Genomic DNA, 24,701 nt, shown 5'->3' with positions numbered 1-24,701 from the left:
GGGCTCTAGTCGAGGTAGCCGCGCAGCTGGTCGGCGTAGGTGTGGTCGCGCAGCTTGGAGAGGGTCTTGGACTCGATCTGGCGGATCCGTTCGCGGGTGACGCCGAAGAGTTGTCCGATCTCCTCCAGGGTGCGGGGGCGGCCGTCGTCGAGGCCGTAGCGGAGCTGGACGACCTTGCGCTCGCGCTCGCCGAGGGTGGACAGGACGTCCTCCAGGTGGCGGCGGAGCAGCAGGAAGGCGGCGGACTCGACGGGCGAGGCGGCGTCGCCGTCCTCGATGAGGTCGCCGAGGTCGACGTCCTCCTCCTCGCCGACGGGGGTGTGCAGGGAGACGGGTTCCTGGGCGAGCCGGAGGACCTCGACGACCCGCCCGGGGGTGAGGTCGAGGTGGGCGGCGACCTCCTCGGCGGTGGGCTCGGTGCCGCGTTCCTGGAGGAGCCGGCGCTGGACGCGGATGACGCGGTTGATGAGTTCCACGACGTGGACGGGGACGCGGATGGTCCGGGCCTGGTCGGCGAGGGCCCGGGACATCGCCTGGCGGATCCACCAGGTGGCGTAGGTGGAGAACTTGTAGCCGCGGGCGTAGTCGAACTTCTCGACGGCCCGGATGAGGCCGAGGTTGCCCTCCTGGACGAGGTCGAGCATGGTCAGGCCGCGGCCGACGTACCGCTTGGCGACGGAGACGACGAGCCGCAGGTTGGCCTCGATCAGCTTCCGTTTGGCGATCCGGCCGAAGACGACGAGCCGGTCGAGGTCGTACGCGAGCTGCGAGTCGAGGTCGGGGGTGCGGGCCAGTTTCTCCTCGGCGAAGAGGCCGGCCTCGACGCGGCGGGCCAGCTCGACCTCCTCCTCGGCGGTGAGGAGGGGGATGCGGCCGATCTCGCGGAGGTACTGGCGGAAGAGGTCGGCGGAGGGGCCGTTGCCGCCGGGGTCGGCGGCGCGGCGCCGCTGGGCCGGGACCTCGGGGAGCGGGGGCAGTTCGTCCGGTTCGGTGGTCTGGATCTCGGTCTGCACGGCGGGCGACCTCCAGGAGGGGCGGAACGGCTCCGTCACCCGCCCCAGTGTGGAGTACGACACAACGCCGCCACGAGGGGCGTGCGGTGACTTTTTGAGTCCGGTCCGTGACCGAACGTGCCTCAGAGCGCGGCGGCGCCGTGGTTGCGGAGGGACTGGCCGTACTGGGTGAGGACCCACAGCTCGTTCTGCACGGCGGCGAGCTGTTCGGGGTCGCCGTGGGCGCCGAGCCGGGCGAGGGTGCCCTGGACGTCGCGGATGCGCCGGTCGACGGCGCGGAGCCGGACCTGGACCAGCTGGGCGCCCGCGTACACCTCGTCGATGGTCTTGGCGAAGATCGTCTCGACGGCGAGTTCGGTGACCAGGGCGCGGACGGTGTCGTTGGGCGCGGCCTCGCGGACGGCGTCGAGGTAGTCGGCGGGGGCGCCGTCGGCGCCGCCGGCGTCCTGGACGCACTGGCGGACGGCGGCGTAGGGCGGGGCGGTGAACTCGTCGGTGCCGTAGGCGTCGAAGGCCGGGGAGACGAGCGCCGGGTACTGGAGGGCGAGCTTGAGCAGCTCGCGCTCGGTGCGGTGGGCGGGGCTGCGCAGGTTGAGCGCGGGTCCGGCGGGGCCGCTGGGGGCCTGGACCTCGCCGTACGAGCGCTGCTGCCGCTGTCCGTCGCCGCGCTGGGGGCCGCCCTGCTCCTTGCCGCCGCCGCGCTGCCAGCGGGCGATCTGGGCGACCCGGCGGACGACGAACTGGGTGTCGAGGATGCCGACGAGGCCGGCGAGCTGGACGGCGACCTCGTGCTGCGAGGAGACGTTCTTGATCTTGGCGACGACGGGGGCGGCCTCGTCGAGGGCGGCGGCCCGGCCGGCCGGGGTGTCCAGGTCGTAGCGGTTCACGATCTGGCGGAGGGCGAACTCGAAGAGCGGGGTGCGGGGCTCGACGAGGTCGGCGACGGCGTCGTCGCCCTTGGCGAGGCGCAGCTCGCAGGGGTCCATGCCGTCGGGGGCGATGGCGATGTACGTCTCGGCGGCGAACTTCTGGTCGTCCTCGAAGGCGCGCAGGGCGGCCTTCTGGCCGGCGGCGTCGCCGTCGAAGGTGAAGATGACGCGGGCCGAGCCGTTGTCCATGAGGAGCCGGCGGAGGATCTTGATGTGCTCGCCGCCGAAGGCGGTGCCGCAGGTGGCGATGGCGGTGGTGACGCCGGCCAGGTGGCAGGCCATGACGTCGGTGTAGCCCTCGACGACGACGGCCCGGCTGGTCTTGGCGATCTCCTTCTTGGCGAGGTCGACGCCGTAGAGCACCTGGGACTTCTTGTAGACCGGGGTCTCGGGGGTGTTGAGGTACTTGGGGCCGTTGTCGTCCTCGCGCAGGCGGCGGGCGCCGAAGCCGACGATCTCGCCGCCGACGTCCCGGATGGGCCACATGAGGCGGCCGCGGAAGCGGTCGATGGGGCCGCGGCGGCCTTCCTGGGAGAGGCCGGAGACGATCAGTTCCTTGTCGGAGAAGCCCTTGCCGCGCAGGAAGCGGGTGAGGTGGTCCCAGCCGGCCGGGGAGTAGCCGACGCCGAAGTGCTCGGCGGCGGCCTGGTCGAAGCCGCGCTCGGCGAGGAACTTGCGGCCGATCTCGGCCTCGGGGGAGGCGAGTTGGGCGACGTAGAACTCGGCGGCGACCTTGTGGGCCTCGATCAGGCGGATGCGCTCGCCGCGCTGGTGGCCGGGGTTGTAGCCGCCCTCCTCGTAGCGGAGGGTGATGCCGGCCTTGGCGGCGAGGCGCTCGACCGTCTCCGAGAAGGAGAGGTGGTCGATCTTCATCACGAAGGCGATGGTGTCGCCGCCCTCCTGGCAGCCGAAGCAGTGGAAGAGTCCCTTGCTGGGGCTGACCTGGAAGGAGGGCGACTTCTCGTCGTGGAAGGGGCAGAGTCCCTTGAGGTTCCCGCCGCCGGCGTTGCGGAGCTGGAGGTATTCGGACACCACGGAGTCGATCGGGACCGCGTCCCGGACCGCCTTCACGTCGTCATCGTTGATCCTGCCTGCCACGCATGAAGTGTACGGGGGTCCCCTACGGAACCAGGCCGTCCAGGGGTACGGAGGGGTCGCAGAGGGCATCGGGGTCCACGGTGGCACGCGAGCGGATCAGCTTCTGGATCGGCTCTGTGACGTCCCACACGTTCACGTTCATCCCGGCGATCACCCGGCCCTCGTGGAGCCAGAAGGCGATGAACTCGCGCTTGCCGGTGTCGCCGCGGACCACGACCTGGTCGTACGAGCCCGGGGGCGCCCAGCCGGAGTACTCCATGCCGAGGTCGTACTGGTCGGTGAAGAAGTACGGGATCCGGTCGTAGGAGACCTCCTGGCCGAGCATGGCGCGGGCGGCGGCGGGGCCGCCGTTGAGGGCGTTGGCCCAGTGCTCGACGCGGATGCGGTGGTGGAGGAAGGGGTGGTCGAAGGCGGCGACGTCGCCGGCGGCGTAGATGTCGGGGTCGGTCGTGCGCAGGGAGGAGTCGACGGCGATGCCGCCGCCGTCGGCGCGGTCGACGAGGGCGAGGCCGGCGTTCTCGGCTAGGGCGGCGCGGGGGGCGGCGCCGACGGCGATGAGGACGGCGTGGGCGGGGTGCTCCTCGCCGTCGTCGGTGCGGACGGCGAGGACCATGCCGTCCTGGCCGGTGATCTCGGTGATGCGGGCGCCGAAGTGGAAGCGGACGCCGTGCTCGGTGTGGAGGTCGGCGAAGAGCTGGCCGAGCTCGGGTCCGAGGACCCGGTGGAGGGCGGTCGGCTCGTACTCGACGACGGTGACCTCGGCGCCGTAGGTGCGGGCGGCGGCGGCGACCTCCAGGCCGATCCAGCCGGCGCCGGCGATGACGAGGTGGCCGTTGTCCCGGCCGAGGGCCTTCAGCTCGTCGCGGAGCCGCTCGGAGTGGGAGAGCCGGCGCAGGTGGTGGACGCCGGCGAGGTCGGTGCCGGGGATGTCGAGGCGGCGGGGCTCGGAGCCGGTGGCGAGGAGCAGTTTGTCGTAGCGGATGACGGTGCCGTCGCCGAGGCGGACGGTGTGGGCGTCCCGGTCGACGGCGGTGACGCTCTGGCCGAGGTGGAGCTCGACGTCGTGGGCGGCGTACCAGGCGGGTTCGTGGACGAGGGTGGAGTCCCGGTCCTTCTTGCCGAGGAGGTAGCCCTTGGAGAGCGGGGGGCGTTCGTAGGGGTGGTCGCGCTCGTCGCCGATGAGGATCACCCGGCCGTTGAAGCCCTCGGCGCGGAGCGTCTCCGCCGCCTTGGCGCCGGCCAGGCCCCCGCCGACGATGACAAAGGTCTGATCTGCGTCGACCACGGTGATTCCTCCTCATTGCGACCGATTCTCTACGCTACGCCCCCGGGCCCGGCCCCGGTCGCACCGCCCCGGGACGTGCATGCGAGGGTCCCGCACGGCGCCGGAAGGCGAAAGAGGGCGAACGACCCTAGGGACCGGGGGTTCGGAGGCGGGCGTGGAGGGCCCGGGCGGACGCGTCGGTGAGGGAGGCGATCTGGTCGACGATCACCCGCTTGCGGGAACGGTCGTCGGGGGCGGCGGCGAAGAGGGCGCGGAACTGCGGTTCGAGTCCGTCGGGGGCGCGGGCGACGAGCGCCTCGGCGAGTTCGGCGACGACGATCCGCTGGTCGGCGCGGAGCGCCTCCTGTTCGGCGCGCTGCATGACGTACCGGTCGGCGACGGCCTTGAGGACGGCGCACTCGTTGCGCGTGGCGCGGGGGACGACGAGTTCGGCGCCGTAGCGGGTGAGGCGGCCGGAGCCGTACGCCTGCCGGGTGGCGCCCTCGGCGGCGAGGCAGAAGCGGCCGATGAGCTGGCTGGTGGCGTCCTTGAGGCGGGCCTGGGCGACGGCGGAGCCGTCGTAGCCGTGCGGCCACCACTCCTGGTCGAGGAGGCGGTCGAGGGCCTCGGCGAGTTCGGCGGGGTCGGTGTCCTCGGGGACGTAGCGGCCGAGGGCGACGGCGAAGACGTCGGCGCGCTCGGGCTCGGCGTGGAGGAGGTTGGGGTCGATGTGGCCGGCGTGCAGGCCGTCCTCGAAGTCGTGGACGGAGTAGGCGACGTCGTCGGACCAGTCCATGACCTCGGCCTCGAAGCACTTGCGCTGGTCGGGGGCGCCGCGCCGGATCCACTCGAAGACGGGCAGGTCGTCCTCGTACACGCCGAACTTGGACGAGCCGGGTTCGGTGGGGTGGCCGCCGCGCGGCCAGGGGTACTTGGTGGCGGCGTCGAGGGCGGCGCGGGTGAGGTTGAGGCCGACGGAGACGGGCTCGCCGTCGGGGCCGGGGACGAAGCGCTTGGGTTCGATGCGGGTGAGGAGGCGGAGCGACTGGGCGTTGCCCTCGAAGCCGCCGCAGTCCTTGGCGACGTCGTTGAGCGCCTGTTCGCCGTTGTGCCCGAAGGGCGGGTGACCCATGTCGTGGGAGAGGCAGGCGGCTTCGACGAGGTCGGGGTCGCAGCCGAGGGCGGCGCCGAGCTCGCGGCCGACCTGGGCGCACTCCAGGGAGTGGGTGAGCCGGGTGCGGGGGCTGGCGTCCCAGGCGTATCCCCGGGTGCCGGGGGTGACGACCTGGGTCTTCCCGGCGAGCCTGCGCAGGGCGGCGGAGTGCAGCACGCGGGCGCGGTCGCGCTGGAAGGCGGTGCGGCCGGGGCGCTTGTCGGGCTCGCCGGCCCAGCGCTCGGTGGCGGTCGGGTCGTACCCGGGGGTCTCGCTGGTGCCGTCGTAGCCTGCCATGCCTCGACGGTAACCGGAGGGACCGACAAAAGGGTTCAGATGGCGGCGAGTTCCCGCGAGGGAGTGGTGGGAGCGGCGGGGCGGCCGGTGCGGGCCAGGTCGTAGCGGTGCAGGACGAGCCGGGCGAGGGCCGGGTGGGCGCCGAGCGGGTCGGCGGCGATCCAGGGGGCGTGGGCGGCGGCGCGGGCGGCGAAGAGGCCGGGGGCGGTGAAGCAGGAGGCGACGGCGATCCGGTGGCGGCCGCGGGCGGTGAGCGCGGCGACGGCCTCGGGGACGGTGGGGGCGGCGGCGGAGGCGTACGCGGCGACGACCGGGGTCCCGCCGAGGCGTTCGCCGAGGGCGGTGGCGATCCGGCGGAGGGTGGCGGCGGAGCGGGGGTCGCGGGAGCCGGCGGAGGCGAGGACGACACCGGTGGCGCGGGAGGCGGAGTCGGCGGGCGTCCAGCCGGCCTGGGCGAGCCGGTCGGCGAGGGCCTCGACGAGCAGCGGGTGCGGGCCGAGCGGCTCGGCGACGCGGGCCGGCAGGTCCGGTACGGCGGCGAGGGCGGCGGGCAGGTCGTGGGTGACGTGGTAGCCGGGGGCGAGGAGGAGCGGGACGAGCACGGCCTCGCGGCCCTCGGCGGCGAGGCCCGCGAGGGTGTCGTCGAGGAGCGGCGCGTTCAGCTCGATGTGGGCGAGCCGCACGTCGAGCCCGGGGCGCAGCTCACGGACCCGGTCGAGGAGGCGGGCGAGCGTGGCACGCGCGCGTGGGTCCCGGCTGCCGTGCCCTACGGCGACGAGCACGGGCACGGGACGGCCGGTACCGGACCAGGTGTCGGTGCCGGTCCGGGGGCCCGTGCCGGACCAGTTGCCGGCGGCGGGCCGGGGGGCGGTGGTGGTGCCGGGGAGCTGTGCGAACGGCTGCATGGGCGACGTACCTCCTGCTCGGGCTTCCCCGCCGGGGCGTCGTACGGGCGCACCCGGCGGAGCTGGAGTCCGAGCTGTTCCGCGACCCGCCCCAGCAGGGCGGCGGCGTCCGCGAACGTGCTGTCCGGCTCCGTCATGGACCGATCCTGGCCCCGGCACGTTGCCTGCCCGTTGCGCGCCGGTCACGACTCTTTTCCAGGACCGCACACGGGTGTTTCACCGGGCTCACGCGCGCGTGGGGCCGGGTGTCAGGCGGGGCCGGGGCGCCACACGTACCGGACGTCCGGCTCGCGCTCCTCGTTGCGGCTGCCGTCGGTGTGCTCGGCGGCGACGAAGCCGTGCCGTTCGTAGAAGCGCCGGGCCGGGGCGTTGACCTGGAAGGTCCACAGTTCGAGGCCGGCCGGGCTGGTCCGCTTGGCCAGCTCCACGAGGCGGTCGCCGATGCCGTGGCCGCGCCAGGGCGGGTCGACGTAGAGCTGGTCCAGGTCCTCGCCGTCGAGCACCATCATCGCGACGACCGCGCCGTCGGCCGTCGCCACCCAGGTCTCCTGGTGGGGCACGACCACGTGCCGGAGCCAGGAGCGGACTTCGTCGTCGGTGTGGGCCCGGCGGACGTCGGGGAGGGCGGCAGTGTACGAGCGCAGCCAGACGTCGGCGACGGCGGTGGCGTCGGCGGGGCCGGCGCGGCGGATGTCGAGGTCGTTGATCACCGCCGGATCGTACGGAAGGCGCGCCCCTCTCCTCCCCTCTTTTTTCATTCCGAATCACGGAATATCTTTTCCGTTATGAGAATGTCCCCCGCGTCGCTCCCCCGGCGCGTCGCCGCCGAGTTCACCGGCACCGCCGCCCTGGTCGCCGTGATCGTCGGCTCCGGCCTCCGCGCCGACTCCCTCAGCCAGGACGTCGGGGTCCGGCTGCTCGCCAACGCCACCGCCTCCGCCCTCGGCCTCGGGCTGCTGATCGCGCTCCTCGGGCCGCTCTCCGGCGCCCACTTCAACCCCGTCGTCACCCTCTCCGAGTGGTGGGGCCGGCGCCGTGAGCAGGAGGGCCGCGAGGTCCTCGCCTACGTCACCGCCCAGGTCGCCGGCGCGGTCTCCGGCGCCCTGCTCGCCGAGGCGATGTTCGGCCGGGCGCCCGGCTCCTGGTCCACCGAGCCGCGCGCCGCGCTCCACCTGCTGCTCGGCGAGGCCGTCGCGACCGCCGGGCTCGTCCTCGTCGTCCAGGGCCTGCGGCACATCGGCCGCCCCCAGCTGGCGCCCGTCGCCGTCGCCGGGTACATCGGCGCCGCCATCTGGTTCACCTCCTCCGGCTCCTTCGCCAACCCGGCGGCCACCGTCGGCCGCTCCCTCACCGACTCCTTCACCGGCATCGCCCCCGCCTCGGTGCCCGCCTACGCCGCCGCCCAGCTCCTCGGGATGCTGCTCGGGATGGGGCTCGCGAGTGTGCTCTACGGAACAGACAGGGGCTCCGCCGAACCGCGGAGGGCCTCCGCGCGTCGGACCGGGTGACAGCCCGTCCCCTTCCCGTCCCTTCCCGCCCCTTCCCGCCCCTGGAGGCACAGTCGATGCAGGTCCGGTTCCCCCGCACCGTCCGGGCCCGCCGCCGCACCGTCCAGGCCGTGATGGCCGCCGCCGTCCTGGCCCTCGCCCCCGCGACCTGGACGCACACCGCCGCCGCGGGGAAGCTGCGGACCACCGCCGACGTGCCCGCCCGGGACGTCGCCGTGGTCTTCGGCGCCGGACTGTGGAACGGCCGCCCGACGCCGTACCTCGCCCACCGGCTCGACACGGCCGCCGAGCTCTACCGCACCGGCAAGGTGAAGGTCCTCCTCGTCACCGGCGACAACAGCCGGACCGCCTACGACGAGCCGAGCGCCATGCGCGCCTACCTGGCGACCCGGGGCGTCCCGGACGAGAAGGTCGTCAGCGACTACGCGGGCTTCGACACCTGGGACAGCTGCGTCCGGGCCCGGAAGGTCTTCGGCGTCGACCGGGCCGTCCTCGTCACCCAGGACTTCCACGTCAAGCGGGCCGTCGCCCTCTGCGAGCGGGCCGGAGTGGCCTCGTACGGCGTCGGCGTCGCCGAACCGCACGACACCACCTGGTACTACGGCACCACCCGCGAGCTCTTCGCCGCCGGGAAGGCCGCCCTGGACGCCGCCGTCCGCCCCGACCCGCGCTTCCTCGGCCCCCGGGAGAGCGGGGTCACCGAAGCCCTCGCCTCACCCCGCACCACCCCGTGACCTGAGCGGAGAGCACCGCGCCCGTAATACAGGGCGCCGCCGCCCGTAACACGCCCGACGCACCCTTGACGGCATGTCCGACGCCACCACGGTCCCCACCCACTGCCCCTACTGCGCCCTGCAGTGCGGCATGAAGCTTCGCCCGACCGGCACGGCGGAGCTGCCCGCCGAGGTGGTCGAGCGGACCGACTTCCCCGTCAACCGGGGCGCGCTGTGCGGCAAGGGCCGCACCGCCCCCGCCGTACTCTCCTCCCGGGTCAGGCTCACCGAGCCCCTGGTCCGCCGCCCTGACTCCGGGGCGCTCGAACCGGCCTCCTGGGAGGAGGCACTCTCCGCCGTCGCCGAGGGGCTACGCCGGACCCGCGCCGACCACGGCCCCGACGCCGTGGGGGTCTTCGGCGGCGGCGGACTCACCAACGAGAAGGCGTACACGCTGGGGAAGTTCGCCCGGCTTGTACTCGCCACCTCGCAGATCGACTACAACGGCCGCTTCTGCATGTCCTCGGCGGCCGCCGCCCACCAGCGGGCCTTCGGCCTCGACCGCGGCCTGCCCTTCCCCCTTGAGGACATCCCGAAGACGGGCTGCGTGATCCTCGTCGGCTCCAACCTCGCCGAGACCATGCCGCCCGCCCTGCGCTACCTCACCGAGCTGAAGGAGAACGGCGGGAAGCTGATCGTCGTCGACCCGCGCCGCACCCGCACCGCCGAACAGGCCGACCTCCACCTCGCCCCCCGCCCCGGCACCGACCTCGCGCTCGCCCTCGGCCTGCTCCACCTGGTCGTCGCCGAGGGCCGCGTCGACGAGGAGTTCGTCGCCGGGCGCACCTCCGGCTGGGAGGCCGCCCGGGCCGGCGCGATGGCCCACTGGCCCGAGCACGTCGAGCGGATCACCGGCATCCCGGTGCCCGCCCTGCGCGAGGCCGTCGCCCTGTTCTGCGACGCCCCCACCGGCATGGTGCTCACCGCGCGCGGCCCCGAGCAGCAGTCCAAGGGCACCGACACCGTCGGCGCCTGGATCAACCTCTGCCTCGCCACCGGCCGGGCGGGCCGGCCGCTCTCCGGCTACGGCTGCCTCACCGGACAGGGCAACGGCCAGGGCGGCCGCGAGCACGGCCAGAAGGCCGACCAGCTGCCCGGCTACCGCAAGCTCGACGACCCCGCCGCCCGCGCCCACGTCGCCGGGGTGTGGGGCGTCGCCCCCGAGACCCTGCCGGGGCCGGGGCGCAGCGCGTACGAACTCCTCGACGCGCTCGGCGGCGAGGTGAGGTCGCTGCTCCTGATGGGCTCCAACCCGGTCGTCTCCGCGCCGCGCGCGGCCCACGTCGAGGAGCGGCTGCGCTCGCTCGACTTCCTCGCCGTCGCCGACGTCGTCCTCTCCGAGACCGCCGCGCTCGCCGACGTCGTCCTGCCGGTGACCCAGTGGGCCGAGGAGACCGGCACGATGACCAACCTGGAGGGCCGGGTGCTGCTGCGCCGCCGCGCCCTCGCCCCGCCGGAGGGGGTGCGCACCGACCTGGAGGTGCTGCACGCGCTCGCCGGGCTGCTCGGCTGGGAGAAGGGCTTCCCCACCGACCCGGAGGAGGTCTTCGAGGAGCTGCGGCGGGCCTCCGCCGGCGGTCCCGCCGACTACGCGGGCATCAGCTACCGGCGGATCGAGGAGGAGCAGGGCGTCTTCTGGCCGTGCCCGGAGGAGGACCACGGGGGCACGCCCCGGCTCTTCCTCGACCGGTTCGCGACCGCCGACGGGCGGGCCCGCTTCGTACCGGTGACGCACCGTCCGGCCGCCGAGGAGACCGACGCCGACTATCCGGTGGTGCTCACCACCGGCCGGGTCGTCTCCCAGTACCAGTCGGGGGCGCAGACCCGGCGGGTCGCGGAGCTGAACGCCGCCGCGCCCGGCCCCTTCGTGGAGCTGCACCCGCGGCTCGCGGAGCGGCTCGGGGTCGCGGAGGGCGAGCCGGTCGCGGTGGTGTCGCGGCGCGGGCGGGCGGTGGCGCCGGCCCGGATCACCGGCGCGATCCGCCCGGACACCGTCTTCATGCCCTTCCACTGGTACGGGGAGGGCAGGGCCAACTCACTGGTGAACCCGGCGCTCGACCCGGTCTCCCGGATGCCCGAGTTCAAGGTGTGCGCGGTGCGTCTGGAGCGCGTCTGAACCAGTCGCCGGAGGCGATGAGCGGGCCGACCGGGGTGCCGGGGGCGGCGAGGTAGACCCAGGCGCGGACGGCGGCGCCGTCGCCGGTGCGGACGGTGTCGCGGGCCGCGCGCTCGTACCCGGCCTCGTACTCCATACGGTCGAGGACGGCGAGGAGTTCGCCGTACGCCTCGGGGACCGGGGTCACCAGGCTGCCGCGGACCGTGCCCTCGCCGGGGACGGCGTACGGGTAGCCGGGCCCGTCGTGGAGGAGCGCGCCCGGGAGGAGGGCGTCCTCCTCGGTGGCGGTGCGCCCGAGGAGGAGCCGGTCGTGGTGGCGCGCGCCGGGGCGGAGCGTGCCGTAGACGAAGAATGGCAGGGTCACGCGGTGCCGACCTCGGTTTCCAGCCACTCCAGGTAGGCGGCGGAGGCGTGGACGACCGGGACGGCAAGGATCTCCGGGGTGTCGTAGTCGTGCGCGGCGAGGAGGTGGGCCTCCAGGGCGGCGTACCGGCCCTCGGTGGTCTTGTAGAGGACCTGCCACTCCTCGGCGGTCTCGACGGCCGACTTCCAGTGGTAGACGGCGGTCACGGGCCCGGTGACCTGGGCGCAGGCGGCGAGCCTGGCCTCGACGGCGCCGCGCGCGAGCGCCTCCGCCTTCTCCCGGCTGTCGGTGGTGGTGGTCACGGTGAGGGCGGTGGGCGCGCCCGGCTTCTGGTCGGTCACGCCCCCACCGTACGGGTCCTCAGGCGGCGTACGGGCGCACGGCCTTGGCGTCGCGGAGGGCGGTCCCCCACCAGGCGAGCTGGTCGAGCATGAGCTTGGCGCCGGCCTCGGGCCCGGCCGGGTCCTTGAACCGGCCGTCCTCGTCGAACTGCCCGTGGACGTCGGGCAGGACGACCCCGTCCCGGACGGTGACGGCGTGCAGCTCGGCGTAGACCTGGCGGAGCTGTTCGACGGCCCGGATGCCGCCGGAGATCCCGCCGTAGGAGACGAAGCCGACGGGCTTGGCGCGCCATTCGGTGTAGTGGCGGTCGATGAGGTTCTTGAGGGAGGCGGGGAAGGAGTGGTTGTACTCGGGGGTGAGGACGACGAAGGCGTCGGCGGCCTCCAGGACGGGGGTGACGCGGGCGAGTTCGGCGCGGACGGCGGGGTCGGGGTCGTACGAGAGGGAGGTGGGGAGGGCGACCTCGGCGAGGTCGACGACGGTGAGCGCGAAGTCGTCGCGCTCGGCGACGCGGGAGCGGAACCAGTCGGCGACGACGGGGGCGAGACGGCCTTCGCGGTCGCTGGCGACGACGAGGGCGAGGGTCAGGGGGGCCGCGGTGGCGTTCGTGATGTCCATGACGAGGATCGTGGTACCTCAAGCTTGGTTGAGGTCAAGCACGTTTCCGGGGCCCGTCCGAACGGGCCCCGTCCGGACGGCCTCCCTGACTACGGTGGGCCCATGACGACTCCCCCCGCTCCGGCCCCCGCGCACATCGAGATCGACGGGGTGCCGGCCGCCGATCCCGGCACCCTCGCGGCCGTGATGAGCGGCTACGGCCACTTCACCGCGGCGCAGGTGCGGGACGGCCGGGTGAAGGGCCTCGGCCTGCACCTCGACCGCCTCGACCGGGCCACCCGCGAGCTGTTCGGCGCACCGCTGCCCGGCGAGCGGGTGCGGGAGCTCCTGGCGCGGGCGCTCGGGCGGGCGGGGCGGCGGGACGCGTCGGCACGGGTGTACGTGTACGAGGGCGGGTCCGGCTTCCTGGTGGCGGTCACCGTACGCGAGGCCGCGCCCGACGGCCCCGGCGCGCCGCAGCGGCTGACGGCCGTCGACTACCTGCGCCCGGCGGCGCACCTCAAGCACCTGGGCGGCTTCGGGCAGAGGTACCACGGCGACGCGGCCCGCCGGGCCGGCTTCGACGGGGCGCTGCTGACCACGCCGGCGGGCGAGGTCGCCGAGGGTGCGGTCGCCAACATCGCGTTCTGGGACGGCACTTCGCTGGTGTGGCCGACGGCCCCGCACCTGGACGGGGTCACCATGGCGCTGCTCGCGTCCCGGCTGCCGTCGGTCCACCGGTCGGTGACGGTCTCCGAACTCCCCGGCTTCCGGGCCGCGTTCGTGGTGAACGCGCGGGAGATCGCGCCCGTGACGGGCATCGACGAGGTCGCGTACCCGGTCGACGGGGCGCTGATGGAGCGGGTGTCGGCCGCGTACGCGCAGGCGCCGGGCGAGGAGATCGTTTCCGGTGACGGGGACGGATCCGCCCGTTCCGCCGGTTAGCCTGCGGCCATGGTGTTCAGAAGACTTTTCGGCAAGGGCGGCATCCCGCTGGAGATCGACACGATCGTCCCCGACGAGCCGGTCCGTCCCGGCGGGAAGGTGCGCGGCGAGGTCGTGGTCCGCGCGCCCGAACGCGACCTGAAGATCGAGTCCATACGGATGCGGATGGTCGTCAACGCCTCCCTCACGCACAAGGGGGACGGCGACGGCACGAACGACGGCGCGACCCTCTGCTACCCCACCGCCAGCGGCTGGTTCGAGATGAAGAAGGGCGAGGAGCGGCGCATCCCGTTCTCCGAGCGCCTGAGGTGGGAGACCCCGCCGAACGAGCTGCGCGGCGAGCGGCTCGGCGTCTCGATCGGCATCCGGACCGAGGTGGAGGCGGTCGGCGTCAAGGCGGCGACCGACCTGGACCCGGTGCGGGTGGAGACGCTGCCGCTCCACGAGGCGGTCCTCGACGCCTTCGCGGCCGAGGGGTACGCCTTCGAGAGCTCCCGGGTCCACGAGAACTCGATCGCCCCCGCGGAGTACCACCTCTACCTGTGGCAGGGGTTCCGGCTCGTCGACCGGAAGGGCGGGGAGGGCCGGCCGCCGCAGCTGGAGCTGGTCTTCCACACCAACGCGGTCGGCTCCGAGATCTTCCTCCGCCGGTTCCGGCAGAGCGCCGACGGCTACTGGGGCGACCAGCCGAAGGCCCTGCGGTTCGCCGCCGCGCACCACGAGGTCGGGGCCCGTGACTTCGACGCCGACGCCCGGCAGTGGCTGGAGGGCCTCGCCCGGCTGAAGCACGGCAAGGGCGAGCGCGAGGACGAGGACTGACGGCGGTGGCCCGAGGCGCGGGCACCCTCCTCCGGGGCCCGCTCACCCGTTCGGCACGACGCGTCAACTGACGCCTCGTAACCAGCTCTGACCTGCGAAAACGTCCTGATTCCAGTCGACGCGCCGTATCGGACGGAGCAATCCTGACGTGCCATCAGGAGGCGGGGGGCGCGCCGGGGCCGTTTGCTCGGTCGTACGGAAGACCGTACGACCGAACGACCGCGCGCCCCGGAGGACCCCACCATGCGCCCCACCACCCGCCTGCTCACCGGAACCGCGCTGACGGTCGTCGCCCTCGGCGCCTTCGCGGCGCCGGCCGCGTACGCGAACAACGACGGACCCGAGACGCTGGAGATCTACCCCTCCTCCGCCTCCCCCGGCACCACCGTCACCGTGAACACCCTGGCCTGCGGCAAGAACGGCCACGGCGTCGGCGACGCGAACTCGGTGGGCGCCGGGGAGTTCCAGCTCAGCCCGAGCACGCACAAGGAGGTCGTGGTGGGCCAGTTCACCCTGCCCCAGCACGCCAAGCCCGGGACCCACTGGATCGCCGTCGCCTGCGACAACGGCAGGACCGCCCGCGGCGAGCTGACCGTGAAGCACCGCGAGCCCAGCGGTCATGTGAAGACCGGTGTCGGCGGCAGTATCGGCCCCGACACCGCCCAGGTCACGGCGGGCGCGGCGGTGCTGGCCGCGGCTGCCGTCGGCGGTGTGTGGCTCATGCGGCGCCGGGCGAGCGGCGCCCAGGGCCACTGATCACACCGCCCCGTCCCGCCCCCGACCGGCTCCCGCACACGGCCGGCCGGGGGCGGGTCCTTCCCCCCGATCCCGAGGAAACGACGTGAGCAACAGGAGCAAGGGCTGGGGCATAGCGGTGGCCGCCTGCGTCGGCCTCTGGCTCGTCCAGAACGGCTCGCAGGACGTCACCCCGCCCGTCCCGTCCGCCGCCCAGGCCTTCGCCGCCGGGCCGAGCGTCCACACCGACGCCGCCGCCGACCCGCTGCCGTCGTCCCCGCCGGTGCGGCTGCGCATCCCGGAGACGGACGTGGACGCGCCGATGACCCGGCTCGGCCTCGCCGCGAACGGCTCCCTGGAGGTGCCGCCGGCCGAGGACCGCAACCTCGCCGGCTGGTACGGGGACGGCGTCACGCCCGGCGCGAAGGGCACCGCGATCGTCGCCGGCCATGTCGACAACGCCGGCGGCCCCGCCGTCTTCTACACGCTCGGCGCCCTGCGGAAGGGGCACCGGATCGAGATCGACCGGGAGGACGGGAAGACCGCGGTCTTCACCGTCGACGCCGTCGAGGTCTACGACAACGACGCCTTCCCCGACGAGAAGGTGTACGGCGCCACCGACCGCGCCGAGCTCCGCGTCATCACCTGCGGCGGCGGCTTCTCCGCGAAGCGCGGCGGCTACCAGGGCAACGTGGTCGCCTTCGGGCACCTCATCGGCGTGCGCTGAGCCGGTCCGGGCTCACGCCCACTGGTCCCAGCCCAGCTTCGCCACCATCGAGAGGACCACGACCAGCAGCACCCCGCGGACGAAGCCCGAGCCCTTGCTCAGCGCCATCCGGGCGCCGACCATCCCGCCGGCCAGGTTGAAGGCGGCCATGAGCGCGGCCAGCTGCCAGTAGACGGTGCCCTGGTAGGCGAACATGGCGAGCGCGCCCGCGTTGGTGCAGACGTTGACGATCTTGGCGGTGGCGGAGGCCGTCACCAGGTCGAGGTGGAGCACCGCGGTCAGCGCGAGCACCAGGAACGTGCCGGTGCCGGGCCCGAACAGCCCGTCGTAGAAGCCGATCCCGCCGCCGACGACGACGATCGCCGTGACGATCCTGGCCCGGGTGAGCCGGACCCGGTCCTCGCCCTCGGGCCGCGTACCGAAGGTCGGCTTGAGGATGACGAAGGCCGCGACCGCGACGAGCACGACCATGATGAGCGGGCGCAGCAGCTCCTTGTCGATCATCGTCGCGAAGAGGGCGCCGACCGAGGAGCCGGCGAGGGCCGCGAGCCCGACCCGTACCGCCGTCCGCACCGGCACCTTCGTCTTGCGGGCGTAGGTGATCGCCGCGCCCGTCGTGCCGACGATCGCGACCGCCTTGTTGGTGCCGAGGACGTAGCCGTTCGGGGCGGCCGGGATCCCGATCAGCAGCGCCGGCAGGAGCAGCAGCCCTCCCCCGCCGACCACGGCGTCGATCCAGCCCGCGGCGAGGGCGGCGATACACAGCAGGACGAGGGTGGTGAGGGCGATGTCGGGCATGGCTGTGACCCTAGGGACGGGATCGTTGGCCCCGCCATCGATCGGCCGAATCTTGAGCAAGCTCTGAGCTTGGGGCGGCCCCGCGCCCTCACAGCCCGCCCCTCCCCCGGCTGAGATCAGCGTTCCGTGCGGGTAACAGTCGGGATGCCACCGGGAAACACCGGGCCCGCACCCTTCCGGGTATGAGTACACGGATCGTGGTGGTCGGAGGCGGAACGGCGGGCCTCCGCCTCGCCCAGCGCCTGCCGGTCACCCTCCTCGGCGAGGAGCCGCACACCCCGTACAACCGGGTGCTGCTCGCCGACGTCCTCGCCGGACGGTACGCCCCCGAGGTCGTCGCCCTGCCCGAGCCGCGCGAGCCGGTGCGCCGCGGGGTGCGGGTGGTGGGGATCGACCGGGCGGCCCGGACGGTGGAGTGCTCCGACGGCGAGCTCGTCCCGTACGACCGGCTGGTGCTCGCCACCGGCTCGAACCCGGTGCTGCCGCCGCTGCGCGGGCTGCGCGGCGCGGCGCTCCCGGAGGGCGTGCACTCCTTCCGTACGCTCGACGACTGCCTGGCGCTGCGGGACGTCGTACGGCCCGGGGTGCGGGCGGTCGTCATCGGCGGCGGCCTCCTCGGGGTGTCGGCGGCGCGGGCGCTGGCCGCGCTGGGCGCCGAGGTGGTCCTCACCCAGCAGGGCGAGGGCCTGATGGAGCGCCATCTGGACCCGCACGCCTCCGCTCTCCTCCGGGAGCACCTGGACGGGCTCGGCGTCGAGACGCACACCGAGTGCCGGGTCAGCGGCCTGCGGCAGCGCGACGGGGCGGTGACGGCGGTCGAGCTGGCCGACGGCTTCGTCCTGGACGCGCAGGTCGTGGTCCTGGCCTGCGGGGTGCGCCCCCGGGTGGCGCTGGCCCGCGAGGCGGGGCTCGACGTCCGCACCGGCGTCGTCGTCGACGACGAGCTGCGGACCTCGGACCCGTACATCCACGCGATCGGCGACTGCGCCGAGCACGACGGCCGGGTCTACGGCCTGGCCGGCCCGGCGCTCGAACAGGCCGACGTCCTCGCCGACGTGCTGTCCGGCACCGCCGGGCCCCGCTACACCGGCACCCGGGCCCTCACCCGGCTCACCCTCGGCGGCGCGCAGCCGCTGGACCTCGCCGCCTTCGGCGAGGCCACCCCGCGGCCGGGGGACGACGTCGTCCAGCTGGCCGACGCGACCAAGGGCGCCTACCGCAAGGTCGTCGTCCGCGACAACCGGCTCGTCGGGGGCGTCCTCCTCGGCGATCTGGCCGCGGTCGGCGCGCTCGCCCGGGCCTGGGAGGGCGACGAAGCCCTCCCGGAGGCCCCCCTGCTCCACCTGCTCACCCACGACGGAGGCTCCTCATGACCACCCCCACCATCGTCCTGGTCGGCCACGGAATGGTCGGCCAGCGGTTCCTGGAGGCGCTCGCCGACCGGGGCGTCACCGAGCGGGCCCGGATCGTGGTCCTCTGCGAGGAGCCGCGGCCCGCGTACGACCGCGTCCAGCTGACCTCGTACTTCTCCGGGAAGACGCCCGACGACCTGTCGATGGTCGAGGACGGCTTCATGGAGAAGCACGGCATCGAGCTGTACACGGACGAGCCCGTCGTGGGCATCGACCGCGCGGCCCGGACGGTGACCGCCCGGTCGGGCCGGGTCGTCGCCTACGACCACCTGGTGCTCGCCACCGGCTCGTACCCGTTCGTCCCGCCGGTGCCCGGCAAGGACGCCCGCGGCTGCTTCGTCTACCGGACGATCGAGGACCTCCTCGCCATCGAGGAGTACGCGAAGACGGCGACGACGGGCGCGGTGGTCGGCGGCGGTCTGCTCGGCCTGGAGGCGGCGGGCGCGCTGAAGGGCCTCGGGCTGGCCACGCACATCGTGGAGTTCGCGCCGCGGCTGATGCCGGTGCAGGTCGACGAGGGCGGCGGCGCGGCGCTGCTGCGGACGATCGAGCAGATGGGGCTGACCGTGCACACCGGCACGGGCACCCAGGAGGTCGTGACGGCCGACGGGGCCGTGACCGGCATGAAGCTGTCGGACGGTTCCGAACTGGCCACCGACATGGTGGTGTTCTCGGCGGGTGTACGCCCCCGGGACCAGCTGGCGCGCGACTGCGGGCTCGACGTGGGCGAGCGCGGCGGCATCGCCGTCGACGAGCTGTGCCGCACCTCCGACCCGGCGGTCTTCGCGATCGGCGAGTGCGCGCTCGCCTCGGACGGGCGGGTCTACGGCCTGGTAGCGCCGGGGTACGAGATGGCGCAGACGGTGGCCGCGGTGCTCGCCGAGGAGGCCGACGAGGAGACCGGCTTCACCGGCGCCGACCTGTCGACCAAGCTGAAGCTGCTCGGTGTGGACGTCGCCTCCTTCGGCGACGCGCACGGCACCGCCGAGGGCTGCCTCGACGTCGTCTACTCGGACTCCCGCGCGGGCGTCTACAAGAAGCTGGTGGTGGACGGCGAGGGCCGGCTCCTCGGCGGCGTCCTGGTCGGCGACGCCGAGTCGTACGGCCTGCTGCGTCCGCTGACCGGCACCAGGCCGCCCGTCTCCCCCGAGCAGCTGGTCCTCCCGGCGGGCGCCGGGGCGCCGGTGGCGCTCGGCCCGTCGGCGCTGCCGGACGACGCCGTCATCTGCTCCTGCCACAACGTGACCAAGCACGCCATCACCCAGTGCACCTCGCTGCCCGAGGTGAAGAAGTGCACCAAGGCCGGTACGGGCTGCGGCAGTTGCGTGAAGGTCATCGAGAAGCTGCTGCCGAAGGCGGCCGACAAGGGCCTCTGCGACTGCTTCCCGTACACCCGCAGCGAGCTCTACGAGATCGCCCGCACCCTGCGGGTGACCTCCTTCGCCGCGCTGCTCGACTCGCACGGCCGGGACGGCGCCAAGGGCGGCGAGGGCTGCGAGGTCTGCAAGCCGACCGTCGGCTCGATCCTCGCGTCCCTCAACAACGGCTACATCCTCGACGGCGAGCAGGCCGCCCTCCAGGACACCAACGACCATCACCTCGCCAACCTCCAGCGCAACGGCTCCTACTCGGTGGTCCCCCGCATCCCCGGCGGCGAGATCACCCCGGAGAAGCTGATCGTGATCGGCGAGGTGGCCCGCGACTACGGCCTCTACACGAAGATCACCGGCGGTCAGCGGATCGACCTCTTCGGCGCCCGCGTCGACCAGCTCCCGGCGATCTGGACCCGCCTGGTGGACGCCGGATTCGAGTCCGGCCACGCCTACGGCAAGGCGCTGCGCACCGTGAAGTCCTGCGTGGGGCAGACCTGGTGCCGCTACGGCGTCCAGGACTCGGTGAAGATGGCGATCCAGCTCGAACTGCGCTACCGCGGCCTGCGCGCCCCGCACAAGCTGAAGTCGGCGGTCTCCGGCTGCGCCCGCGAGTGCGCCGAGGCCCAGTCGAAGGACTTCGGCGTGATCGCCACGGCGAACGGCTGGAACCTGTACGTCGGCGGCAACGGCGGCGCGACCCCGCGCCACGCCGACCTGCTCGCCCAGGACCTGTCGGACGCCGAACTGATCCGGCTCATCGACCGCTTCCTGATGTTCTACATCCGGACGGCGGACCGCCTGGAGCGGACGTCGGTGTGGCTGGAGCGCCTGGAGGGCGGGCTCGACCACCTGAGGGACGTGATCGTGAAGGACTCGCTGGGCCTCTGCGACGAGCTGGAGGGCCTGATGGCGGCGCACGTCGCCGACTACCAGGACGAGTGGGCGCAGACCCTCGACGACCCGGAGCGGCTGCGGCGCTTCGTCTCCTTCGTGAACGCGCCGGAGACGCCCGACCCGACGGTGCGGTTCGTGCCGGAGCGCGACCAGATCAAGCCGGACCTCACGATCCTGACGATCGGCACCCTGGAAGGAGCCACCTCCCGATGACAAGTGTGCAGCTCAGCCCCGCCCCCGACTCCTGGATGACGGTCTGCGAGGAGGCCCGGCTGACCCCGGGCCGCGGCCTGGCGGCGCTGCTGCCGGACGGCCGGCAGGCGGCGGTCTTCCGGGACCGGGCGGGCCGTGCGTACGCGATCGACAACCGCGATCCGTTCACCGGGGCGCAGGTGCTGTCCCGGGGGCTGATCGGGACGGCGGACGGCCGTCCGTTCGTGGCCTCGCCGCTCCTGAAGCAGCGCTTCGACCTGGAGACCGGGCGGTGCCTGGACGACGACGCGGTGACGGTGGCGGTCTATCCGGTGCGGCTGACCTGAACCCGGGTTACTTGACCGATCGTTCCATACAGGGGTAGCGTCCGGGGCGTGGCCAGGACCAAGGAATTCGATCCCGAGGCCGCGCTCCAGGCAGCGCTCGACCTGTTCTGGGCGCGCGGCTACGAGGCGACGTCGATGGCCGACCTCGTGGAGCACCTCGGGATCGGCCGGGCCAGCCTCTACGCGACCTTCGGCAACAAGCACGAGCTGTACCTGAAGGCGATGGACCGCTACCTGGAGACCCGGGACCCCCGGCTCGTCGAGGAGTTGTCCGCGCCGGGCCCCGCACTGCCGGCCGTCCGGGCGCTCGTCCGCCGCTTCGCCGACGAGGCGACGGCGGAGGGCCTGCGCCAGAGCGGCTGCCTCGTCACCAACTCGGCGGCGGAGCTGGCCCCGCGCGATCCGGTGGTGGCCCGCCGGGTCGAGCTCAGCTGGGAGCAGGTCGAGACCCTGCTGTACGCGGCGCTCACCCGGGCCCGCGCCCAGGGGGAACTGCCGGAGGGCCGCGATCCGCGCACCCTCTCCCGGATGCTCCTGGTCCTGCTCCAGGGGATCCGGGTGGTCGGCAAGGCGTCGACGGAGCCGGCCAGGGTCCGGGACGCGGCGGAAGAGGCCCTGCGACTGCTCGACTGAGCGGCCGGAAGGACGGGCGCCCTCAAGGGGGCGCCTTTTCTCGGGGCCAATTCTGGAATGAACGGTCAAGTACACACGTGCGCCACACAGGGGGACGGCATGACGACCTACGGAAGAACCGCGGCACCCACACGACGGGGGCACCCCGCACGGGGCTTCGCCCTCCTGGGCACCGTGCAGGCGACGCTCGTCTTCACGCTCGCCTCGCTGGCCGTGCCGCTCCCCCGGATCGCCGCCGAATTCGGCCTGGACCAGGGGCGGCTGATCCTCCTCAGCGCCGCGTACGGGCTGACCTTCGCCGGACTCCTGCTGCTCGGCGGACGGCTCGCCGACCGGTACGGCGCCCGGCGGGCGCTCACCGCCGGGCTGCTCCTCTTCGCCGCCGCCTCCGCGCTCGCCCCGCTCGCCACCGGTTACGCCGCCCTGCTCGGCGCCCGCTTCGCCCAGGGCGCCGGCGCCGCGCTCGTCGCCCCGGCCGCGATGGGCGCGCTGCGCGCCCTGTACCCCGAACCCGCCGCGTACGGGCGGGCGATGGGCACCTGGGGCGGCCTCTCCGTCCTCGGCGCCACCGCCGGCAACCTGCTCTCCGGCGTCATCACCGCCGCCGCCTCCTGGCGCGCCTCCTTCGCCGTGCCGGTCGCCGTCGCGCTCGCCGCGCTGCTCCTCGCGCCCCGGCTGCTGCCCGCCACCCCGCCCGGCGCGGACCGCGCCCTCGACCTGCCGGGCGCCCTCCTCGCCACCGCCGGCATCGTGCTCGCCAGCACCGGCCTGGTGCTGACCGACGCCCACCCGTGGGGCTCCGCGCCCGTCCTCGTACCGCTGCTCGGCGGGCTCGCCCTGCTCGCCGGCCTCGCCCGCGCCGAACGCCGGGCCGCCGACCCGCTGCTCCCGCCGGACTTCCTGCGGGACCGGCGGCGGCTCCTCGGGCTCGCCGCGATCGCGCTCACCGCCGCCGGCACGGCCACCGTCTTCGTCCTGCTCTCGCTCGACCTCCAGCGGCAGCGCGGCTACTCGGCGCTGCTGACCTCGGCCGCCTTCGTGCCCTTCGCCGCCGCGCTGCTCGGCGCCGGCCGGCTCGCGGGGCCGCTGCTCGGCCGGTACGGGCCCGGCCGGGTCACCGCCGCCGGACTCGGCACGGCGGGCGCCGGGCTCGCGCTGCTCGCGGCCGGCGCGGGCGACCCCGCCCTCCCGTACGCGTACGGGCTGCTGCCCGGGCTGCTCCTGCTGCCCGCCGGCGGGGCGCTCTCCTTCGCGGGCGCCGCCGTCCTCGCCACCGAACGGGTCCCGGCCGACCGGGCCGGGCTCGCCGGCGGCGTCCTGAACACGGCGATGGAGCTCGGGCCGACCGTGGTCTTCGCCGCCCTGCTCACCCTCGGCGGCTCGGCCGCGCCGCTCGCCGCGGCGGCCGTCCTCTTCGCCGCCCTCACCCTTGCCGTCATCCGTCTCGCCCAGTAGCCAGAGTTCCCAGGGGAGTTCCCATGTCCGCACGTTTCACCGGCCGCTCCGTCCTCGTCACCGGCGCCGGCTCCGGCCTCGGCCGGGAGATCGCCCGCGCCTTCGCCGCCGAGGGCGCGAGGGTGGTGGCCGCGGGGCGCACCGCCGCGGCCCTCGACGCGACCGTGGCCCTGATCGAGGCCGAGGGCGGTACCGCCACCGCCGTCACCGCCGACGTCACGGACCCCGCCTCCGGCCGCGCCCTGGTCCGGCGCGCGGTGGAGACGTACGGCGGGCTCCACGTCGCCGTCAACAACGCGGGGATCTTCCGGGGCGGCCACAGCGCCGCCGACTTCCCCCTCGACGACTGGCAGGCCCTCCTCGACACCAACGTCACGGGGGTCCTGAACGCCCTCCAGGCCGAGGTCGCCCACATGCGGGCGCACGGCGGCGGCGCGATCGTCAACATCTCGTCCAACCTGGGCGCGCACGTCCGGGTCCCCGGGGTCTTCGGCTACCAGGTGTCCAAGGCGGCCGTCTCGGCGCTCACCCGCGCCGCGGCCCGCGACCACATCGCCGACGGGGTGCGGATCAACGCGGTCAGCCCGGGTGCCTCGGAGTCCACGATGTCGCTGCTGCCCGGCGAGACGGAGGCCGAGCGGGAGGTCCGGATGAAGGAGCAGTCGCCGCTCGGCCGGATCTCCTCGGCCGCCGAGATCGCGGCGGCCGTCCTGTACCTCGCGTCGGACGCGGCGGGCTCCGCCGTCGGCACGGACCTGGTGGTCGACGGCGGCGTCTCCGCCTGAGCCCTCCGGGGCGCCGCTCAGCCCTGGGCGGCGGCCGGGTCCATCCAGAAGACCTCCCAGTGGTGGCCGTCCGGGTCGGCGAAGGAGCGGCCGTACATGAAGCCCATGTCCATGGCCTCCTTCGCCGGGCCGCCGCCCGCCTCCAGGGCCAGGTCGGCCAGTTCGTCGGCCTTCTCGCGGCTCTCGGCGCTCAGGGTCAGCAGCACCTGGGTGGTGGCGGAGGCGTCGGCGATCGCCTTGCCGGGGGCGGTGAAGGTGCCGAACTTCTCCTCGGTGAGCAGCATGACGAAGATGGTGTCGCTGATCACCACACAGGCGGCGGTCTCGTCGCTGAACTGCGGGTTGATCGAGTAGCCGAGCTTCTCGTAGAAGGCCTTGCTGACGTCGAGGTCCTTCACGGGCAGGTTCACGAAGATCATCTGCGGGGCCATGGTGTGCTCTCTTCTCCGTCGTGCGGTCTGTCGTTCGGTGCCGTCGTGCGGTGCTGTCGTGCGGTGCTGTCGAGAGGTAGGACGGGCCGCCCGGCCCGAACTCATCGCTCCGCGGAGAAGTTTTTTCGATCAGGCGGCCGAGCGCAGGGTGAGCGCCGCCAGCGGGACGAATCCGCCGGTCCCGCCCGCGGCCGCCTCGGCCTCCGCGCCGGGGCCGCCGAGCCGCTTCAGCATCGAGACGGCGATCCGCTCCCCCAGCGCCTTGGCCCGGTCCGCGAGCGGCCCCCGGTGGAGCCCGTCGACGGTGGCGTGCCAGAGCTGCGTCCAGCGCCCGAAGTGGGCGGGCGTGAGCGGGCGGGCGGAGTGCAGGGCCGCGTGCGGGGCGAAGGCGTCCCGCCCGTACGCGGCCGTACGGAACAGGGCCCGCTCCCAGAAGTCGGCGATGCGCGGGAGGTGGACCTCCAGGTCGGTGCCGGCGACCTCGGTGAAGAAGGGCCCGATGAGGGGATCGGCGAAGGCGGCCTCGTAGAAGCGGCGCAGCAGCACGTCGAGGTCGTCGCGGCCGCCGATGTCGGTGAGCTCCCGGGTCTCGCGCATGCGTCCAGTCTGCCGGGCGGAGCCCCCCGGCCCCCAGTGCCGAAGGTCCCGGCCGTGACCACCTTCGGAGGCATGGGCGGCCGCGCCCGGCGGCCGTACCGGTCCCGGCAGGCGTGCGGTGGTCGCCCCGCAGCGCGCGGCCCCCCGTGTCGCCCCCGGCCCCGGCAGCCCCGGTGGTCGCCATGGCGCGAAACCGACG

Annotated in this window: 24 protein-coding genes and 1 pseudogene; 13 read left to right on the top strand and 12 right to left on the bottom strand. The window is 74.1% G+C overall.

The window, feature by feature from the left end; translation table 11 throughout:
* Nucleotides 1-5: 5 nt before the first annotated feature.
* The 6 genes and pseudogenes from HHL19_RS02490 to HHL19_RS02465 all read right to left on the bottom strand — a co-directional run.
* Nucleotides 6-917: pseudogene (locus HHL19_RS02490) on the bottom strand (RNA polymerase sigma factor); the annotation flags it as partial.
* A 218-nt stretch (nucleotides 918-1,135) separates the two neighbouring features.
* Nucleotides 1,136-3,040 carry a DNA primase gene (gene dnaG, locus HHL19_RS02485; protein WP_169085056.1) on the bottom strand — a complete coding sequence of 635 codons (1,905 nt, stop codon included), beginning with the start codon at nucleotides 3,038-3,040 and terminating at the stop codon, nucleotides 1,136-1,138.
* Between the two features lie 22 nt (nucleotides 3,041-3,062).
* Nucleotides 3,063-4,325 (bottom strand): FAD-dependent oxidoreductase, encoded by a 1,263-nt coding sequence (locus HHL19_RS02480; protein WP_169085054.1) that lies wholly within the window; start codon nucleotides 4,323-4,325, stop codon nucleotides 3,063-3,065.
* Nucleotides 4,326-4,452: 127 nt separating this feature from the next.
* Entirely contained in the window at nucleotides 4,453-5,754 is a 1,302-nt protein-coding gene (locus HHL19_RS02475) for a deoxyguanosinetriphosphate triphosphohydrolase (protein ID WP_169085052.1), read from the bottom strand.
* 35 nt (nucleotides 5,755-5,789) lie between these two features.
* Nucleotides 5,790-6,659, bottom strand: coding sequence for a sirohydrochlorin chelatase (locus HHL19_RS02470; RefSeq protein WP_206324480.1), 870 nt, complete (start codon nucleotides 6,657-6,659; stop codon nucleotides 5,790-5,792).
* Between the two features lie 248 nt (nucleotides 6,660-6,907).
* Nucleotides 6,908-7,369 carry a GNAT family N-acetyltransferase gene (locus tag HHL19_RS02465; protein ID WP_169085050.1) on the bottom strand — a complete coding sequence of 154 codons (462 nt, stop codon included), beginning with the start codon at nucleotides 7,367-7,369 and terminating at the stop codon, nucleotides 6,908-6,910.
* Nucleotides 7,370-7,444: 75 nt separating this feature from the next.
* Between HHL19_RS02465 and HHL19_RS02460 the strand changes: the two genes are divergently transcribed.
* The 3 genes from HHL19_RS02460 to HHL19_RS02450 all read left to right on the top strand — a co-directional run bounded on the left by HHL19_RS02460 (nucleotide 7,445) and on the right by HHL19_RS02450 (nucleotide 11,056).
* Nucleotides 7,445-8,167 carry an aquaporin gene (locus HHL19_RS02460; RefSeq protein WP_169085048.1) on the top strand — a complete coding sequence of 241 codons (723 nt, stop codon included), beginning with the start codon at nucleotides 7,445-7,447 and terminating at the stop codon, nucleotides 8,165-8,167.
* A 56-nt stretch (nucleotides 8,168-8,223) separates the two neighbouring features.
* Nucleotides 8,224-8,901 carry an ElyC/SanA/YdcF family protein gene (locus HHL19_RS02455; protein WP_169085046.1) on the top strand — a complete coding sequence of 226 codons (678 nt, stop codon included), beginning with the start codon at nucleotides 8,224-8,226 and terminating at the stop codon, nucleotides 8,899-8,901.
* 73 nt (nucleotides 8,902-8,974) lie between these two features.
* Entirely contained in the window at nucleotides 8,975-11,056 is a 2,082-nt protein-coding gene (locus tag HHL19_RS02450; RefSeq protein WP_169085045.1) for a molybdopterin oxidoreductase family protein, read from the top strand.
* On the opposite strand, the gene HHL19_RS02445 is transcribed toward HHL19_RS02450, so the two are convergent.
* Genes HHL19_RS02445 through HHL19_RS02435 form a run of 3 tightly spaced genes read right to left on the bottom strand, consistent with a single transcriptional unit; the run spans nucleotide 11,022 to nucleotide 12,380 of the window.
* The gene (locus tag HHL19_RS02445; RefSeq protein WP_169085043.1) at nucleotides 11,022-11,420 is read right to left on the bottom strand and encodes a gamma-glutamylcyclotransferase family protein; all 399 of its coding nucleotides are present in this window, start codon (nucleotides 11,418-11,420) and stop codon (nucleotides 11,022-11,024) included. The two genes, HHL19_RS02450 and HHL19_RS02445, sit on opposite strands and share 35 nt — an antisense overlap.
* Nucleotides 11,417-11,761, bottom strand: coding sequence for a divalent-cation tolerance protein CutA (cutA, locus tag HHL19_RS02440; RefSeq protein ID WP_169085041.1), 345 nt, complete (start codon nucleotides 11,759-11,761; stop codon nucleotides 11,417-11,419). The genes HHL19_RS02445 and cutA overlap by 4 nt, the downstream gene beginning before the upstream one ends.
* Before the next feature lie 19 nt (nucleotides 11,762-11,780).
* Complete coding sequence (locus tag HHL19_RS02435; RefSeq protein WP_169085039.1) at nucleotides 11,781-12,380, bottom strand: NAD(P)H-dependent oxidoreductase; 600 nt, start codon at nucleotides 12,378-12,380, stop codon at nucleotides 11,781-11,783.
* A gap of 102 nt (nucleotides 12,381-12,482) precedes the next feature.
* On the opposite strand from HHL19_RS02435, the gene HHL19_RS02430 reads away from it, so the two are divergent.
* The 4 genes from HHL19_RS02430 (at nucleotide 12,483) to HHL19_RS02415 (ending at nucleotide 15,585) form a co-directional block, all read left to right on the top strand.
* Nucleotides 12,483-13,304: an aminotransferase class IV gene (locus tag HHL19_RS02430; protein WP_169085037.1), complete on the top strand. Its 822-nt coding sequence runs from the start codon at nucleotides 12,483-12,485 to the stop codon at nucleotides 13,302-13,304.
* Between the two features lie 9 nt (nucleotides 13,305-13,313).
* Complete coding sequence (locus HHL19_RS02425) at nucleotides 13,314-14,123, top strand: sporulation protein (RefSeq protein ID WP_169085035.1); 810 nt, start codon at nucleotides 13,314-13,316, stop codon at nucleotides 14,121-14,123.
* A gap of 243 nt (nucleotides 14,124-14,366) precedes the next feature.
* Nucleotides 14,367-14,879 carry a hypothetical protein gene (locus HHL19_RS02420; RefSeq protein ID WP_169085033.1) on the top strand — a complete coding sequence of 171 codons (513 nt, stop codon included), beginning with the start codon at nucleotides 14,367-14,369 and terminating at the stop codon, nucleotides 14,877-14,879.
* Between the two features lie 85 nt (nucleotides 14,880-14,964).
* Complete coding sequence (locus HHL19_RS02415) at nucleotides 14,965-15,585, top strand: class F sortase (protein WP_169085031.1); 621 nt, start codon at nucleotides 14,965-14,967, stop codon at nucleotides 15,583-15,585.
* Between the two features lie 12 nt (nucleotides 15,586-15,597).
* Here the strand turns inward: HHL19_RS02415 and HHL19_RS02410 are convergent, their stop codons facing one another.
* Nucleotides 15,598-16,383, bottom strand: coding sequence for a TSUP family transporter (locus tag HHL19_RS02410; RefSeq protein WP_169085029.1), 786 nt, complete (start codon nucleotides 16,381-16,383; stop codon nucleotides 15,598-15,600).
* 182 nt (nucleotides 16,384-16,565) lie between these two features.
* On the opposite strand from HHL19_RS02410, the gene HHL19_RS02405 reads away from it, so the two are divergent.
* The 6 genes from HHL19_RS02405 (at nucleotide 16,566) to HHL19_RS02380 (ending at nucleotide 23,474) form a co-directional block, all read left to right on the top strand.
* Nucleotides 16,566-17,756 carry an FAD-dependent oxidoreductase gene (locus HHL19_RS02405; RefSeq protein ID WP_169085027.1) on the top strand — a complete coding sequence of 397 codons (1,191 nt, stop codon included), beginning with the start codon at nucleotides 16,566-16,568 and terminating at the stop codon, nucleotides 17,754-17,756.
* Nucleotides 17,753-20,275, top strand: coding sequence for a nitrite reductase large subunit NirB (gene nirB, locus HHL19_RS02400; RefSeq protein ID WP_169085025.1), 2,523 nt, complete (start codon nucleotides 17,753-17,755; stop codon nucleotides 20,273-20,275). The genes HHL19_RS02405 and nirB overlap by 4 nt, the downstream gene beginning before the upstream one ends.
* Nucleotides 20,272-20,601: a nitrite reductase small subunit NirD gene (gene nirD, locus HHL19_RS02395; RefSeq protein ID WP_169085023.1), complete on the top strand. Its 330-nt coding sequence runs from the start codon at nucleotides 20,272-20,274 to the stop codon at nucleotides 20,599-20,601. Before nirB ends, nirD begins: the two co-directional genes overlap by 4 nt.
* A 48-nt stretch (nucleotides 20,602-20,649) precedes the next feature.
* Entirely contained in the window at nucleotides 20,650-21,234 is a 585-nt protein-coding gene (locus HHL19_RS02390) for a TetR/AcrR family transcriptional regulator (protein WP_169085022.1), read from the top strand.
* Nucleotides 21,235-21,333: 99 nt separating this feature from the next.
* On the top strand, nucleotides 21,334-22,689 hold the full coding sequence (locus HHL19_RS02385; protein WP_169085020.1) for an MFS transporter: 1,356 nt from the start codon (nucleotides 21,334-21,336) through the stop codon (nucleotides 22,687-22,689).
* A 23-nt stretch (nucleotides 22,690-22,712) separates the two neighbouring features.
* Complete coding sequence (locus tag HHL19_RS02380) at nucleotides 22,713-23,474, top strand: SDR family oxidoreductase (protein ID WP_169085018.1); 762 nt, start codon at nucleotides 22,713-22,715, stop codon at nucleotides 23,472-23,474.
* Between the two features lie 17 nt (nucleotides 23,475-23,491).
* Here HHL19_RS02380 and HHL19_RS02375 read toward each other — a convergent pair whose 3' ends face one another.
* Nucleotides 23,492-23,905: a VOC family protein gene (locus HHL19_RS02375; RefSeq protein ID WP_169085016.1), complete on the bottom strand. Its 414-nt coding sequence runs from the start codon at nucleotides 23,903-23,905 to the stop codon at nucleotides 23,492-23,494.
* Between the two features lie 129 nt (nucleotides 23,906-24,034).
* Nucleotides 24,035-24,502, bottom strand: a complete 468-nt coding sequence (locus HHL19_RS02370) for a group III truncated hemoglobin (RefSeq protein WP_169085014.1) — start codon at nucleotides 24,500-24,502, stop codon at nucleotides 24,035-24,037.
* Nucleotides 24,503-24,701 lie beyond the last annotated feature (199 nt).

The sequence above is a fragment of the Streptomyces sp. R302 genome, assembly GCF_012927245.1.
GTDB lineage: Bacteria > Actinomycetota > Actinomycetes > Streptomycetales > Streptomycetaceae > Streptomyces.
This window is presented reverse-complemented; position numbering and strand designations above follow the sequence as displayed.

Bases quoted from the DNA above. Each gene is read 5' to 3' on its own strand.
- HHL19_RS02475 (WP_169085052.1), bottom strand. From the start codon at position 5,754: ATGGCAGGCTACGACGGCACCAGCGAGACCCCCGGGTACGACCCGACC.
- HHL19_RS02470 (WP_206324480.1), bottom strand. From the start codon at position 6,659: ATGCAGCCGTTCGCACAGCTCCCCGGCACCACCACCGCCCCCCGGCCC.
- HHL19_RS02460 (WP_169085048.1), top strand. From the start codon at position 7,445: ATGAGAATGTCCCCCGCGTCGCTCCCCCGGCGCGTCGCCGCCGAGTTC.
- HHL19_RS02455 (WP_169085046.1), top strand. From the start codon at position 8,224: ATGCAGGTCCGGTTCCCCCGCACCGTCCGGGCCCGCCGCCGCACCGTC.
- HHL19_RS02450 (WP_169085045.1), top strand. From the start codon at position 8,975: ATGTCCGACGCCACCACGGTCCCCACCCACTGCCCCTACTGCGCCCTG.
- HHL19_RS02435 (WP_169085039.1), bottom strand. From the start codon at position 12,380: ATGGACATCACGAACGCCACCGCGGCCCCCCTGACCCTCGCCCTCGTC.
- HHL19_RS02430 (WP_169085037.1), top strand. From the start codon at position 12,483: ATGACGACTCCCCCCGCTCCGGCCCCCGCGCACATCGAGATCGACGGG.
- HHL19_RS02425 (WP_169085035.1), top strand. From the start codon at position 13,314: ATGGTGTTCAGAAGACTTTTCGGCAAGGGCGGCATCCCGCTGGAGATC.
- HHL19_RS02420 (WP_169085033.1), top strand. From the start codon at position 14,367: ATGCGCCCCACCACCCGCCTGCTCACCGGAACCGCGCTGACGGTCGTC.
- HHL19_RS02410 (WP_169085029.1), bottom strand. From the start codon at position 16,383: ATGCCCGACATCGCCCTCACCACCCTCGTCCTGCTGTGTATCGCCGCC.
- HHL19_RS02405 (WP_169085027.1), top strand. From the start codon at position 16,566: ATGAGTACACGGATCGTGGTGGTCGGAGGCGGAACGGCGGGCCTCCGC.
- nirB (WP_169085025.1), top strand. From the start codon at position 17,753: ATGACCACCCCCACCATCGTCCTGGTCGGCCACGGAATGGTCGGCCAG.
- nirD (WP_169085023.1), top strand. From the start codon at position 20,272: ATGACAAGTGTGCAGCTCAGCCCCGCCCCCGACTCCTGGATGACGGTC.
- HHL19_RS02385 (WP_169085020.1), top strand. From the start codon at position 21,334: ATGACGACCTACGGAAGAACCGCGGCACCCACACGACGGGGGCACCCC.
- HHL19_RS02380 (WP_169085018.1), top strand. From the start codon at position 22,713: ATGTCCGCACGTTTCACCGGCCGCTCCGTCCTCGTCACCGGCGCCGGC.
- HHL19_RS02375 (WP_169085016.1), bottom strand. From the start codon at position 23,905: ATGGCCCCGCAGATGATCTTCGTGAACCTGCCCGTGAAGGACCTCGAC.
- HHL19_RS02370 (WP_169085014.1), bottom strand. From the start codon at position 24,502: ATGCGCGAGACCCGGGAGCTCACCGACATCGGCGGCCGCGACGACCTC.